General features: G+C 71.2%; 11 protein-coding genes and 2 pseudogenes. 9 read left to right on the top strand and 4 right to left on the bottom strand.

Going from position 1 to position 14594, the window contains the following annotated elements; all coding sequences use genetic code 11:
* Positions 1-12: 12 nt before the first annotated feature.
* The 3 genes from AB0O40_RS14565 (at position 13) to AB0O40_RS14555 (ending at position 5570) form a co-directional block, all read left to right on the top strand.
* Entirely contained in the window at positions 13-1356 is a 1344-nt protein-coding gene (locus tag AB0O40_RS14565) for a tetratricopeptide repeat protein (RefSeq protein ID WP_365040174.1), read from the top strand.
* On the top strand, positions 1353-3086 hold the full coding sequence (locus AB0O40_RS14560; RefSeq protein WP_365040171.1) for a nickel transporter: 1734 nt from the start codon (positions 1353-1355) through the stop codon (positions 3084-3086). The genes AB0O40_RS14565 and AB0O40_RS14560 overlap by 4 nt, the downstream gene beginning before the upstream one ends.
* 681 nt (positions 3087-3767) lie before the next feature.
* The gene (locus AB0O40_RS14555; protein ID WP_365040168.1) at positions 3768-5570 is read left to right on the top strand and encodes a cytochrome c biogenesis protein DipZ; all 1803 of its coding nucleotides are present in this window, start codon (positions 3768-3770) and stop codon (positions 5568-5570) included.
* Positions 5571-5875: 305 nt separating this feature from the next.
* Here AB0O40_RS14555 and AB0O40_RS14550 read toward each other — a convergent pair.
* Both AB0O40_RS14550 and AB0O40_RS14545 read right to left on the bottom strand, forming a co-directional pair.
* Positions 5876-6174, bottom strand: a pseudogene (locus AB0O40_RS14550) (hypothetical protein).
* Between the two features lie 152 nt (positions 6175-6326).
* Positions 6327-6761: an Hsp20/alpha crystallin family protein gene (locus AB0O40_RS14545; protein WP_365040165.1), complete on the bottom strand. Its 435-nt coding sequence runs from the start codon at positions 6759-6761 to the stop codon at positions 6327-6329.
* Positions 6762-6967: 206 nt separating this feature from the next.
* Between AB0O40_RS14545 and AB0O40_RS14540 the strand changes: the two genes are divergently transcribed.
* Positions 6968-7549, top strand: a complete 582-nt coding sequence (locus AB0O40_RS14540) for an HSP18 transcriptional regulator (protein WP_365040164.1) — start codon at positions 6968-6970, stop codon at positions 7547-7549.
* On the opposite strand, the gene AB0O40_RS14535 is transcribed toward AB0O40_RS14540, so the two are convergent.
* A complete protein-coding gene (locus AB0O40_RS14535; protein ID WP_365040327.1) occupies positions 7519-8268 on the bottom strand; it encodes a transposase family protein in 750 nt (249 codons plus the stop codon). The genes AB0O40_RS14540 and AB0O40_RS14535 overlap by 31 nt on opposite strands.
* Positions 8269-8624: 356 nt before the next feature.
* A complete protein-coding gene (locus AB0O40_RS14530) occupies positions 8625-9254 on the bottom strand; it encodes a winged helix-turn-helix transcriptional regulator (RefSeq protein WP_365040161.1) in 630 nt (209 codons plus the stop codon).
* Between the two features lie 79 nt (positions 9255-9333).
* Here AB0O40_RS14530 and AB0O40_RS14525 point away from each other — a divergent pair, with 79 nt between their 5' ends.
* The 5 genes and pseudogenes from AB0O40_RS14525 to AB0O40_RS14505 all read left to right on the top strand — a co-directional run.
* Positions 9334-10086, top strand: a complete 753-nt coding sequence (locus AB0O40_RS14525) for an MBL fold metallo-hydrolase (RefSeq protein ID WP_365040158.1) — start codon at positions 9334-9336, stop codon at positions 10084-10086.
* Positions 10087-10109: 23 nt separating this feature from the next.
* Positions 10110-10754, top strand: coding sequence for an NAD(P)H-binding protein (locus AB0O40_RS14520; protein ID WP_365040155.1), 645 nt, complete (start codon positions 10110-10112; stop codon positions 10752-10754).
* Positions 10755-10757: 3 nt separating this feature from the next.
* Complete coding sequence (locus AB0O40_RS14515) at positions 10758-12023, top strand: multidrug effflux MFS transporter (RefSeq protein WP_365040153.1); 1266 nt, start codon at positions 10758-10760, stop codon at positions 12021-12023.
* Positions 12024-12781: 758 nt separating this feature from the next.
* Positions 12782-13285: a hypothetical protein gene (locus tag AB0O40_RS14510; protein WP_365040151.1), complete on the top strand. Its 504-nt coding sequence runs from the start codon at positions 12782-12784 to the stop codon at positions 13283-13285.
* Positions 13286-13582: 297 nt separating this feature from the next.
* Positions 13583-13959, top strand: a pseudogene (locus tag AB0O40_RS14505) (DEAD/DEAH box helicase); the annotation flags it as partial.
* Between the last annotated feature and the right edge of the window lie 635 nt (positions 13960-14594).

The following is a 14594-nucleotide window of genomic DNA, read 5'->3' as shown; positions in this document are numbered from 1 at the left end:
GGGGAGGAACCCGTGCACCGGCCCGAACAGACGCCTGCCCCTACGGACCGGCGCCGCAGACACCTGCGTGCCACCGCGGTCACCATCGCCCTGGGCGTGGTCATGTTCAGCGGCGGCGCCGTCGGTCTCTCCCCGACCGGGTCCGGCGCACCGGACACCGTCGTACCCGTTGCGTCTTCCGCGGGCCCGGCCTCTGGTGTCGAGGCGTTGCGCGAGCGCGTCAAACGCCTGCCGAAGGATCTCGTGGGCTGGGCGGACCTCGGCATGGCTCTCGTCCAGGAGGCCCGCTCCACCGCCGACCAGGCCACCTACACCCAGGCTGAGACGGCCCTGCGCCGTTCGCTCGTCCTCCAGCCGGCCGAGAACCTGCACGCCGAGATCGGCATGGGCGCCCTCGCGGCGGCCCGCCACCGCTTCCGGGACGCCCTGGCGTGGGCCCGCAAAGCAGTCGCGACCAGCCCGGCCACTCCCGCCTCCTACGGGGTCCTGGCCGACGCCCACACCCAGCTCGGCCAGTACGAGGAAGCAGAGGAAGCGGTCCAGAAGATGGCTGACCTCCGCCCGGACAGCTCATCCCTGGCCCGCGCCTCCTACACCTTCGAGCTCCGCGGCGACACCGACCGGGCCACGACACTGATGGAGCGCTCGCTGCGGGCGGCCGGTACTCCGGGCGAGCGGGCATTCGCCCTGACCCACCTCTCCTCCCTCGCCCTGGACAACGGCGATCCGACGACCGCGCTGCGCCGGGCGCAGACCGGCCTGACCATCGCGCCGCGCGACGCAGGCCTACTCGAGGCCCGCGCCCGTGCGCATGCGGCCACCGACGACCGCGAGCAGGCGGTCGCCGACTACACCGCGGCCATCGCCGTGGCACCGCTCCCGCAGTACCTTCTCGGACTCGGTGAACTCCAGCAGTCCCTCGGCCACCAGGACCGGGCCGAGGCCCAGTACGCGGTCCTGCGCGCCCAGGAGACACTCCGCCGGGCCGCGGGTAATCCCGCCGATGTCGACGCGATCCTCTTCGAGGCAGACCACGGCGATCCCCGCCACGCCGTGACCACGGCCGCAGCAGCCGTACGCGAGCGGCCGTTCCTCGCCGTCCACGACGCCTACGCATGGGCCCTCCACCGCGCCGGACGCGATGACGAGGCCCTCGAGCAGGCCGAGCAGGCCCTCACCCTCGGCACCCGCAGCGCTCTGTTCCTCTACCACCGCGGCGCAATCCACCAGGCCCTCGGCAACGACGACGCCGCCCGCCAGGACCTCACCAAGGCCCTGGCCCTCGACCCCTCCTTCCACCCGCTGCATGCCCCCGCGGCGCATGCGGCACTCCGGCGAATCGACGACACCCCATGAACCCCACCACCCGCCGGCGCACCGCGGCCGCCCCACTCGGAGCCGCCCTCCTCGCCATCCTCGCCGCAGCCGCACCCGCGGCCGCGCACCCGCTGGGCAACTTCACCGTCAACTACGCAACCAACCTGACCCTGCACCCCGACGCCGTCGAGGCCGAGATCGTGGTCGACCGCGCCGAGATCGCCGCAGCGCAGGAGCGCCCACTCATCGACCGGGACCACAACGCAACCCTCACCGCCGACGAACAGGACGCATACGCGGACGCGGCATGCACCACACTCGCCGGGCAACTGGCCGCCGAGGCAGGCAACCTGAGCTTGCGGTGGAAGCAGCGCGCCAGCAGGCTGACCTTCCACACCGGCGAGGCCGGGCTCAACACCAGCCGCCTCACCTGCCGCCTCACAGCCGCCGCGCACCTCGCCTCGCCGTCCGACGTCCGTATCGCCACGCACTACGACGTCCAGCGCATCGGCTGGCACGAGATCACCGCGCGCGGCGAAGGCCTCGCCCTCACCCACTCCACCGTCCCGGCAGCCTCCACCACCAACCGACTACGCCACTACCCGCAGGACCCGCTCTCCGGCCCACTCGACCAGCGCACCGCCGAACTGCGGACCACGCCAGGGCGAGGCCCCGCTGCCAGAATCATTCCGCCCGGCCTGCCCGGCGCCGGGCCCGTCACCGCGCTGCTGAACCGGATCTCCAGCCTCTTCAACGATCTCGTGGGAAGCCGCGAACTGACCGTCCCCGTCGGATCCCTGGCCCTGCTCCTGGCCATCGTCCTCGGCGCTTCCCACGCCGCGATGCCCGGCCACGGAAAAACCATCATGGCCGCCTACCTGGCCGGCCGCCGTGGCACCCGCCGCGACGCCGTCACCGTCGGCGCCACCGTCACCCTCACACACACTGCCGGCGTCCTCGCCCTCGGTCTCGCCCTCCCCCTCGCCACCCACCTCGCCGGGGAAACCGTCCTGACCTGGCTCGGCCTCGCAAGCGGCCTCCTCGTCACCGCCATCGGCCTCCAGCTCCTGCACTCCGCCCTCCGCGGACGAGGGCACCAGCACAGCCACCACGGACACCACCACCATGGCGATCACGACCATGGCGGTCACAGGCACGCGCGCGGGCACGGGCACGCGCGCGGGCACGGGCACGCGCGCGGGCATGCGCATCACGATCATGGCGATCACCAGCACGATCACGGGGACCACTCTCACGCCGCCGGCCGTGGGCACACTCACACCCCACCGCCCGCACTGCCGTCCTCACGCCCCGCACCCGGCACCGCGCCGGCCATCGGCACCACCGTCGTACTGACCAAGACCGGCACGGCGCCTCATACTCAGCACGACCACCACCACACCCGTCACGGCGAAGCCGACCACCACTACACCCCTGCCCCGCGCCGGCGCTGGACCCTGGTCGGCGTCGGCATCGCAGGCGGTCTCGTGCCCAGCCCCTCGGCCCTGGTCGTCCTCCTCGGAGCCGTCGCACTCGGCCGAACCGCCTTCGGGATCCTCCTCGTCATCGGCTACGGCCTCGGCATGGCCAGCACCCTCACCCTCGCCGGGCTCCTCCTCGTACGGCTACGCGACCGGATCAGTGCCCGCACAGCGGGCCGTGCCTCCGCCCGGCTGAAAGCCCTCGCACGCATCGGACCGGCCGCGACCTCGACCCTGGTCCTCTTGGTCGGGATCGGCCTCATCGCCCGCGCCGTCGCCAGCATCTGACCTCCACACCCACGCCCCTTCAAGAAGTTCACATGTCGCACCAATCCGGCAGCCTTGAGTTGTCACATCACAGCTGACAGATCCGTCCCGCCGGGGCAGCCGGGAGACCCGTGGTGAAGAAGGCTGCCTGGTTCAGGCAGCAGAGGTGACGACCAAGACGGCCGCACCGGTGCTGGTCCGCACCAGTGTCCCGGTTCCTCAGCACCACGGGATCAGATCCGGCAGCCGCCACCCCCGGTCACCGGCCCTGTACCGGCGGTTCTTCCCTCAGCGAGGAGCACTGTCGCCGCGCGCTCTCGCTCCCCTCACGCATGGGCGCGTCAGTGGGCAGGTGCCCCGAATTCCGCGTGCTGGGTATGGAAGGCGTACTCCGCGTCGTCGCCTGAGGGCGGAGCGGAGAAGGAGATCCTGCGTGCCTCGGCACGTACCCGCTCCACGAGCTCTGCGAACTCTTCGTCAGTCATCGCTCTCGCCTCACATAACCCCCTGCGGTCGATTCGTGGCGCGCTCGCGACCGGATTGGTGGACGCCGGCTCCGACCCGTGCCCGCCGGGGCAACGGATCCCGCGGCCGCGGCCCTCCCGCTCCGCTACCGGGGCAAGAGGCCAATCCCGATCGGCCGGTGATCCGAACCCCTGTCAAGAGGACGCAGACGGCGTTCCACCGGCAGAGGCGGTCAACATGCTCACTCTCGTCCTCATCGGCTTGCTCGGAGGGCTGATCACCGCAGTCTCGCCGTGCATCCTGCCCGTCCTTCCCGTGGTCTTCCTGGCCGGCGGCCCCGGCAACCCACCACCCCCACCCCGTACGACCGCCGCCGCCGGGTGGGACAAGCAGGCCGGATCCCAGTCCCAGGGTGGTGCGACCGTCGAGGTCCTGCCCCAGGCCCCGGCCCCGGCCCCACCCCGTGTCCGCAACCGCCGCCCGTACGCCGTCGTCGCCGGGTTGGTCCTCAGCTTCAGCTTCTTCACACTGCTCGGGGTCACGATCATCTCAGCGCTCGGGCTGCCCCAGGACATCCTGCGCTACATCGGCCTCTCGCTCCTGGTCCTCATCGGCCTCGGCCTGATCTTCCCGCCCGTCGAGCGGCTGCTGGAGAAACCCTTCGCGCGCATCCCCCAGCGCCAGGTCAACAAGGAAGGCAGCGCCTTCGTCCTCGGACTGGGACTCGGACTTCTCTACGTCCCCTGCGCCGGGCCGGTCCTCGCCGCGATCACCGTCGCGGGGGCCCGCGGGGAGATCAACGCCGACATCATCGCACTGACCCTCTCCTTCGCCGTCGGCACCGCGATCCCCCTCCTCGCCTTCGCCCTCGCCGGCCGCCGCGTCTCCGAACGCATCGCCGCCTTCCGCACCCGCGCCCGCAAGCTCCGTATCACCGCCGGCCTCCTGATGATCGTGCTGGCCTTCGCCCTCGCCTTCGACATCACCACCACCCTGCAGAAGGCCCTGCCCAACTACACGGCGGCCGCGCAGAAGCAGGTCGAGGACAACGACACCGCCCGCCAGACGCTCTCCGGCCTCTACGACGACTCCAACAAGGACCTCGCCCGCTGCGAGGACGGCATCAACGAACTCCGCTCCTGCGGGGCCGCCCCGCCCCTCGCAGGCATCACCAAGTGGCTCAACACCCCGGGCGGAGCACCGCTGGACCTCGCAGCCCTGCGCGGAAAAGTGGTTCTGATCGACTTCTGGACCTACTCCTGCATCAACTGCCAGCGCAGCCTGCCCCACATCGAAGCCTGGGACCGCGCCTACCGCGACAAGGGCCTGACCGTCATCGGCGTCCACTCACCCGAATTCGCCTTCGAGAAAGACCCCGGCAACGTCGCCGACCAGAGCCGCAAGCTCGGCGTCACCTACCCCGTCGCCCTCGACAACAACCTCGACACCTGGAACAACTACCGCAACCGCTTCTGGCCCGCCAAATACCTCATCGACGCCAACGGCACCGTCCGCTACTTCACCTTCGGTGAAGGCCGCTACGCCCAGACCGAGACGCTCATCCGCGACCTCCTGAAGCAAGTCGACCCCACCGTCCAGCTACCTCCCTCCACGGGCCAGGACAACGACAAGCTCACCGCCGACCGCACCCCCGAGACCTACCTCAGCACCAGCCGCATCAACGGGTACGTCGGCACCCCCGAACTCAGCAAGGACAAGGCCACCACCTACGCCTTCCCCACCGGCGGTATCCCTCTGAACCGGATTGCCCTCGCCGGCACCTGGACCACCACCTACGAACAGTTCACCGCCGGACCCGACGCCCGCCTCGCCTTCACCTACCGGGCCAAGAACGCCAACCTCGTCCTCGCGGGCGAAGGCACCGTCACCGTCCTCATCGACGGCAAACAGACCACGACCCTCCCGATCCACGGAGCCCCCACCCTCTACCAACTCACCAACGACGCCACAGCCCGCCAAGCCCAGCTCGAACTCCGCCTCACGCCAGGTCTCCAAGCCTTCGCCTTCACCTTTGGATAGACCGACCCAGGTCGACAACAGCCTTCCGGGATCCGACATGACCGCCGGCGGCGCCGAAGCCGTCGGCGGGCAGCCCGGGCAGCCGCGAGGACGTACAACAGCCGAAGGTCACCCGAACGAGAACCCACCGCCGCAGGAGCGGGTGGGCCGCCCGGCGGCAGGCCAGAGCAGTGGTGCGCGGGTCAGATTTCTGACCCGCACCGGTGGGCGGAAGGAGCGGCCGGCTTTCTGGCCCTCGCCACCAGGCCAGAGTTGTCGCGTCATGGCAGCGCCCCCGCACCGGGCTCTGACAGCAGCGGGCCGGTTCAGGAGGCGGCCGGTGGCCTCGCTTCTTCGGCGGCGCGGCGGTATTCGGCGCTGAGCCGTTGAGCCGTTGAGCCTCTTCTAGCTGGTCCTCGAGGATGACGATCCGGCAGGCGGCCCCGATCGGGGTGCCCTGGTCGACGAGCTCCCGCGTCCGGGCGGCGATCCGCAGCTGATAGCGGGAGTAGCGGCGGTGTCCGCCGATGGAGCGGAGCGGGGTGATGAGGCGGGCTTCGCCGATCCGGCCGGGTGCTCTCCGGCACCACCAACATCTGCTCTCGCCTCTCGCCGACAAAGCCATCCTGGACATGGGCCAGGAACGACTCCCTGCGCATCGACATCGACATCACCTCCGGACAGAGGGGTGAAGCAGGTCAAAGAACGGGGCGGAGGACGGGTGCCGGAGGGGGATCGGCTCGTGCCCGCCCTCCGCTGGCCGCTGGTGCGGAGACCTCAGGCGGAGATCTGCTTGGGGCCGGCGTCGGCGCGGATGCTGATCTTGCGCGGCTTGGCGCGCTCGGCGATCGGGATACGCAGGGTCAGGACACCCGCGTCGTAGTCCGCCTCGATGTGCTCGGTGTCGAGGGTGTCGGCCAGCACGATCTGGCGGGAGAAGACACCCAGCGGCCGCTCGGCCAGTTCCATCTTCACCGAGTCGGCCTTCAGGACCGGGCGGCGCTCCGCCTTCACGGTCAGCATGTTCCGCTCGACATCGATGTCGATCGCCTCGGTGCTCACCCCGGGCAGGTCGAAGGCGATCACGTACGCGTCGCCGTCACGGTAGGCGTCCATCGGCATGACCGACGGCTTCGACCAGGTCCCCGACGTACCCGACAGCTGCTGGACGATCCGGTCCATCTCGCGGAACGGGTCGGTGCGCATCAACATCACGAAACACCTCCAGTTGGTTCAGGCAGAAACTGCCAATGCGCTTCAACGTGCCTCCGTTGAACATGTCATCGAAACGATGACAAGCAAGGAGTCATCTGGAGGATGACAAGACGACGGAGTGTGCCTTGACCCCAGCAGATACACCCCCCGCACCCGTGTCCTTCCACGCCGCCGCAGCGGCCCTGGAAGCGATCAACCGGTCAATGGAGCAGGCGCAGCAGCCCACATCAGCAGCCCCGACCGCCGCGGCCTCCGGCCCGCACCCGGCGCTGGCCGCGCTGCTGATGCTGCGCGTGGTTCGCGAGCAGCTCGCCGGCTGGGAGAGCGGACTGATCGAAACCGCCCGCGGGCAAGGAGCCAGCTGGGCCGACCTCGCCGGCCCCCTCGGCGTCGCCAGCCGGCAGGCAGCCGAACGCCGCTACCTGCGCCTGCGCCTGCGCCCCGGCCCGGACGGAAGCACCGGCGAGGAACGCGTCCAAGCCACCCGCGACGCCCGCGCCGCAGACCGCACCGTCACCGCCTGGGCCCGCGACAACGCAGCCGACCTGCGCAGCCTCGCCGGACAGATCACCGCCCTCACCGGCCTCCCCGCCAGCGCCGACCACGCAGTCGGCGAGCTGAACCAGGCCCTCGCCGACAACGACGCCGCCCGCCTGGTGCAACCCCTGGCCGCCACCCGGGCACACCTACGACCCCAGGACGCCCACCTCGCCGAACGCATCGACACCCTCACCCACCACACCGAGCAGCTTCGTCAGAACACCCATGACCAGCGGAGCACGTAATCATCAGCGCCCCGGCTAACGAGCAGGGCGCTCGACTCGGGACCGGCAGCAGCGATCACGAGTGTTGCAAGGACCGCCAGAACCCCGGCGCTGCCGCACACCGGGCCTTGCCCGCGCACGCCAGATCGGCACAGGCCACCCAGCACCCGAGCCGGACCCAGACCGGCGCAGAGCCGGGGCCGGACCGGAGGCCGGCCGGGCCAACTCGGGAACGGGCCACAGCCACAGCTCGGGCCGCGCCGGGCCGGTACAGAACCCGTACCGGCCCAGGGCCCGGGCCGGTGCCATCCCCGAAGCAGAGCCGGCGCGAGAGCAGGACCGGGCCCGCGCCCGCCCCAGGACGGTGCGGGGACGGCGCGGTGCCGGGGTTGGTCAGGGCGGGGTGATGTCGGTACCGGCTTCACGGGCGGCGTGCCGGCGGACTTCCTCCGACGGCGCAACCAGCCGACCGGCCGGGAGCAGGCCAACGTCGACCGCAGCCGCTCGGTCCGCCTCCCGTAACCACGGGTCAACCCTGACAGCTGTTCCACGAAGGTCCGCCGTCCGCACGAGATGACCGGGCAGATGAACCTGCGGACGCGTAAACAGAGCGCGACCCGCCGGCCCCCGCTGGGCACATCAGCGGGAAAGCGCAGGTAGGAGCTGTGAATCCGCCGTGACCAGCTCCCACAGTCGGGACAGACGGCCCCCGCAACCGTGCTTCGGGCCTCTATGCGCACCGCCTCGTCGTTCACGTCGACCGACAGCACCGCGACATCGGCGATCGACGGGAACAGCAACTCCTCCAGCCGGAGGACCACTTCTTCCACGGGCCGAACTGTTAGCCATACGACACCCGGTACGGCTCAATTCCGGGCAACTTCCCCAGAGCTCGCCCGCTCGACAACCGTCACTCAGCGTGCACGCTCCACGGAAACTGAGCCGGAACCGCTACCCGTGAACAAAGCCAGGCAACGGAGACCCGGGCAAACCGGACTCGATCCGGGGGCCTCGCAGCACTCTCACAACTGACCGTTTTGAGACCGGCGCAGACTCGGTAGAGCTTGAGATCGCAGGCCCGCGAGCGGCCGGTCGATCAGCGGGGCAGGATGCGCAGCACTGCCTCGCGTTCGCCGCTGAGCCGAAGGCCTTGCTCTACTGCGGCGCTCAGATCGAGGTCGCCGAGCAGAGTCGCAGCCAGCAGGTGCGGCGGTCCGGTCAGTGACGCGGTGGGGTGGTCGACCCGGCCGGCGTGGGTGTGCACGGAGCCGTCCTTGACTTCGATGACCAGGTCTTCGTTGCCGTCGGCGTGCAGTTGCAGGGCGATTGCCGGCTGGTCGGGGCGGTGGTCGGTCAGTGCCCGGGCGGGCAAGTCCAGCCAGTGGGTGCGGAAGGTGTCGTTGCCGCCCGGCTCACGCAACAGCGGCACGCCCCACCGGCTCAGCTCCTGCAGCACCGGCTCCAGCGCACGGCCACGCTCGGTGAGGGAGAACAGGGTGGTGGCCACCGGCGGCGGGGCGGCCCCGCGGTGGATCAGGCCGGCTTCCTCGAGTTCGCGGAGCCGGTCGACCAGCAGGTTGCTGGCGATCCCGGGCAGCCCGTTGCGCAGGTCGGTGTGCCGGCAAGGACCCAGGGCGAGCAGTTCACGGACGATCAGCAGGGTCCATCGGTCGCCGATGGTGTCCAGTGCTTTCGCGATGCCGCAGTACTGCCCGTAGGTGCGCATGCCACCACCCTACATCGTTGTTGAGATTCAAAACTTTCTTGTTGACTTTCTCAACAACGTCGGTCTAGCGTCGCTGCCCATGACCTCCACCCTTTCCGTGCGTCGGCTGGCCTGGGCCGGCGTCGAGATCCGTCTCGGCGACACCCGCCTGCTGATCGACCCGCTCGAGAACGTCGCTCCGCTGGCGCCGGTGATGGGGCCGCCGCACCGGCCGGTCGACCCGGTCGACACCCCGCCCGGCACCCACGCCCTCATCACCCACCTGCACCCCGACCACTACGACCACGACCTGATCGCCCGGATCGCGGCCACCGGCACGATCGGCTGCCACACCCCGAGCGCGGCGGCGCTGCACGAGGCGGGCATCACCCCCGTCGCCCAGGACCTGGGCCGCTCACGCCGCATCGGAGAGCTGACCGTCACCCCGGTGACCTCGCTGGACTGGCGCGGCAACGACTGTGACCAGGTCGCCTGGGTCGTCGAAGGCGCCGGCCGGCGGGTCATCCACTGCGGCGACACCCAGTGGCACGGCAGCTGGTGGCAGATCGCCCGCGACCACGGCCCGTTCGACGTCGCGTTCGTCCCGGTCAACGGCGTCATCGCCCACTTCGAGGGCTACGCGGCCAACGTCCCGGCGACCATGACCCCCGAGCAGGGCGTCGAGGCCGCCGTCGCACTCGGCGCCGGCACCGTCTGCGCCATGCACTACGGCCTGTTCCACAACCCGCCGTTCTACACCGAACAACCCGACATCGAGCAGCGTTTCCAGCACGCCGCCGACGAGCGCGGCATCACCGCGGCCATCGTCGCCGACGGCCAGCCCGTCCTGTGACCATCAGAAACAAGGAGCACCACATGAAGATCGTCCTGTTCGGTGCCAGCGGCAACATCGGCCGGCCCACCACCGAGGAACTACTGCGTCGCGGCCACACCGTCACCGCGGTCACCCGAGCCGGCCACATCGACGGACTGGGGCACGAGGCCCTGACCGTGACCACCGGTGACGTCACGGACGCCGCCGCGGTCGCCGGTCTCGCCGCCTCCCACGACGCCGTACTGTCGGCCGTCGGCCCCCGGATCGGTCAGGAGAACGACCGCGCCACGATCGTCGGTGCCGCCCGTGCGCTGATCGACGGACTCCGCCGAGCCGGCGTCACCCGCCTGGTCACCATCGGCGGTGCCGGTAGCCTGCGCACGCCGACCGGCGCCCGGGTCATGGACGACCCGGCCTTCCCCGCGCTGTGGAAGGCCAACGCCGAGGCCCAGTCCGAAGCGCTCGACCTCTACCGCGGCGTGCACGACCTCGATTGGACGTACGTGTCGCCCGCCGCGGTCATCGCAGCGGGCGAGCGGACCGGGGCCTACCGCAGCGCCGGGGACACCCTGCTCACCGACGACGACGGCAACAGCCGCATCTCGTACGCCGACTACGCGATCGCCCTGGCCGACACGATCGAGAGCGGCACCGCCATCCGCCGCCGCATCACCGTGGCGTACTGAGCCATGAGCGACGACGCCGCCGGCCGGCAGACCCGATTCATCGTCCTGCTCGCAGCGCTCGTGGCCCTGGGACCACTGTCCATCGACGGCTACCTGCCCGCACTGCCGGACCTCGCCGGCGACCTGCGCGCCAGCACCGCGGCCACCCAGCTCACCATCACCGCCTGCCTGGCCGGGCTGGCCATCGGGCAGCTGATCGCCGGGCCGCTGAGCGACACCTACGGCCGGCGGCGTCCGTTGCTGGCGGGCCTCGCCCTCTACACGATCGCCAGCGCGCTCTGCGCGGTGGCGCCCGACGTCCGGACCTTCGTCGGCCTACGCCTGGTCCAGGGCATCGGTGGGGCGTTCGGCATCGTCATCGCCAACGCCATGGTCCGCGACCGAACCTCCGGAACCCGCACCGCACGTCTCTTCTCCGCACTGACCTTGATCACCGGCCTGGCACCGGTGTTCGCGCCGATCCTCGGCGGCCAGCTACTGCGCGTCACGGCCTGGCCTGGAATCTTCGTGGCCCTGGCCGTACTCGGCGCCGTGATGCTGGCGGCCTCCGCCGCAGGACTGCCGGAGACCCGGTCCTCTACGTCACGCCAACCGCTGCCGGCCGTCGTCCGGCAGCTGCTCAGCGACCGGGTCTTCACCGGGTATGTCCTGGCCAACGGCCTGGTCTTCGCGGCGATGTTCGCCTACATCTCCGGCTCGCCGTTCGTCCTGCAGGACATCCACGGCCTGTCACCGCAGCAGTACAGCGCCGTGTTCGCCGTCAACGCCGCCGGACTCATCGCGGCCGCCCAGATCAGCGGCCGGCTGGTGGCCCGGGCCGGCGCCCGCGTGCTGCTGCTCGCCGGTCTGCTGGGCGCGACAGCCGGTGGCACCACGGTCCTGGGCGCCGTGCTGACACGGGCACCCCTGCCCGCGCTCCTGATCGGCCTGTTCGTCCTGGTCTCCAGCGTGGGCCTCGTCATGCCGAACGCCGCAGCCCAGGCCCTGGCCGACCACGGCGGACACGCCGGCTCGGCCGCCGCTCTACTCGGCTTCAGCCAGTTCATGATCGGCGGGGCACTCGCTCCGCTGGCCGGCGCAGGTGGCGCCACCGACGCCTTGCCGATGGGAATCATCGTCGCCGTGCTGCCGGCACTCGCTCTGCTCACACTCGGCGTCCTCACCCGGTCGATGCCCGGTGAACGCGCTCACAGGCCGACTCGCCAAGGACCTGCCGGGCACCGGCGACCGCGCCGGCACATCGATCGCAGACGCGGCAAGGTCCACTAGCAGCTGAAAGGTCGGTGGCCCAACCGTCGCGAACCTCGCCTGCCTGGCACACCGCGGACCGGGCCGGGGCCGCGGGGCGAGGCCGGGACCGGGCCGAGGCCGCGGGGCGGGCCGAGGCCGCGGGGCGGGCCGAGGCCGGGGCCGGGGCCTGAACGAACGCCGACCAGGCCAACACCGGGGCGGGCCAGAGCCAGAGACCGGCCGAAGCGCGGGCCCGAGCGGCAGGTGCCAGGAAGCGGGCCGGGCCCGGTGCCCATCCGGCACCGGGCCCGAGCCCGTCAGGACGGGGTGGTGTCGGTCCCTGCTTCGCGGGCGGCGTGCCGGCGGACTCCCTCCGACGGGGCCACCGGAGGCCCGGACTGGAGCGGGGCGGCCGCAGGCCGGACACAGTGCCCCGATACAACGTGACCAACGCGGCCACCCCCACTCAGCGAGCGCAACACAAGCTCCACCTCCACCAAGCCCAGCACTCCCACCCGCCAACCCGCCGCCAGAAAGACGCCGGCTGTCGGCGTACACGTGAACGTTCACTTGTACGCCGACACCTGTGGCCGCCGGCGAGCTCGAGCGGGCGGGTGCTGGTCACCACCCGTTGCCGGGACGCGGCTCTGTTCGGGGAGGGCCGGCGTCGGATCGACGTCGGGCTCTTCACCCCGGAGGAGTCCTTCGCGTACCTCACTGCCGTGCTGGATGCCCAGGGCCGCGTCGAGCCCGCTGACCAGCTCGCTTCGCTTGCTCACGACCTCGGGCATCTGCCCTTGGCGCTGGCCCAGGCGGTCGCCTACCTCGTTGACGCGGGCGAGAGTGTGGCCTCGTACCGGGTGCTGCTGGCCGACCGCGCCACCACACTCGACCACTTGGCCCCCGACACGCTGCCTGACGAGCAAGCCACGGGTCTGGCCGCGGCCTGGTCCCTGTCCATCGACCGTGCCGACACCCTCCGACCCATCGGCCTGGCCCGCCCCATGCTCCACCTCGCCTCCCTCCTCGACCCCAACGGCATCCCCCAAACCGTCCTCACCAGCCAAGCCGTCCGGGACCACCTCGCCGCACACAGAGCTGCAGCCGAGGCCAGCCCGGAGCTAGCTGCCGTCTCCCCCGCCGACGCGACCCGCACCCTGCGCGCCCTCGACCGGCTCAGCCTCATCGACCACCAACCCACCACCCCCCACCAGACCGTACGAGTCCAGCCGACCAGACGCGGGTGCTGGGCGAAGACCACCCCGACACCCTCACGACCCGGAGCAACCTCGCCCATGTAAGACAAGACAGCTCTCCCCCACTTCTTGGAGCTTCGTCTCGTCGGGCCGCCTCGGCAGCGACGTGAGATCCATCGTGTTCACGCTGATGCTGTTCATCGGCATTGGTGTGATCTGCCTCGTGTGCAAGTAGCTGTCGGGCGCTGAACGGAGACCCTTTCCCGCTCCACCACCGGGGACGGCAAACACGACCACCGCCGGGCGATCGTCCGTGGTCTGGAGCCTCGGCCCGGGCGGCAGTTCCCTCGGGCGGGCCTGCGGGCCACCGTCGTGGCGGCTTGCGGGACCGGGAAGACCCACATGGCGGCCGCGGCCGCGCACCGGATCGCACGGGGCGGCCGGGTCCTAGTGCTGCTGCCGACCCTGGACCTGCTGACCCAAACCGCGCGCCAGTGGCGGGTCGCCGGCCATCACGGGCCGGCGGTCGCCGTCTGCTCCCTCGAGGACGGCGCGCACCTGCACCGGCTGGGTCTGCGGGCCACAACGTCGGCACCGCAACTGGGCCTGTGGCACGGCCGCGGCCCGGTCACGATGTACGGCACGTACGCGTCCCTCCCGTCATCGCCGAAGCCTGCCGCGGGGCGTACGGCCTGGCGATGGAGCCCTTCGACCTGGTCGTGGTCGACGAAGCACACCGCATGTCGGGGTCGCTGGGGAAGGCCTGGGCGGACGTGCACCGCCACCCACATGCGGCTGAGTCAGACAGCTCTCGCGGTACGTGCCGGGCTGGGGCGCACGACCGTGTCGCAGGCCCTCTCGCCGGCGCAGCCGGCTCCGGTGAGTGGGATCCGCACGACCTGGAGGTCCACCCGGCCAGCCTCGCCACCACCGTCTCCGGGCCCGGACAGTCCGCAGGCCGGATGCTGCCCGGGTACGTGCGGCGCGAACACGACCAAGCACTGGCTGCCCTGGTGGAGCAGGCCGCGAGCGGCCGTATCGGGGCTGTGGTGCTGGTGGGTGGTTCGTCGACGGGCAAGACGCGGGCATGCTCCCCGGCGAGCCCGCTCGGCCGAGACTGAGAGGGAGGGGGCGACGGGCCGGGACCGGATCGCTGCCGAGGGCCTGCTGCTGGCCGGCGTCTTCCTGGCGGCGGGTGGTCGTCGGGGCGGCTCGGTCTGGTGGAGGTGGAGCTCGTGCTGCGGTTGCTCTGCGGGGTGGTCGCGCTGGGCACGTTGTGCCGGGGCGCCGTCTACCGGCCCCGGGCCGGCTGGGCGCTTCCCCGGCTTCGACGAGATCCGGGCCGGGTACGCCGGGGCGCTCCGATGCATACGTCGAGCGAACAGCCCTGGAGGCCCACCGACGCCGGATCGGG

Source organism: Streptomyces sp. NPDC089919 (assembly GCF_040684615.1).
In the GTDB taxonomy this organism is placed as follows: domain Bacteria; phylum Actinomycetota; class Actinomycetes; order Streptomycetales; family Streptomycetaceae; genus Streptomyces.
The sequence above is the reverse complement of the archived record's forward strand: the minus strand, read 5'-3'. Positions and strand labels throughout refer to the sequence as shown.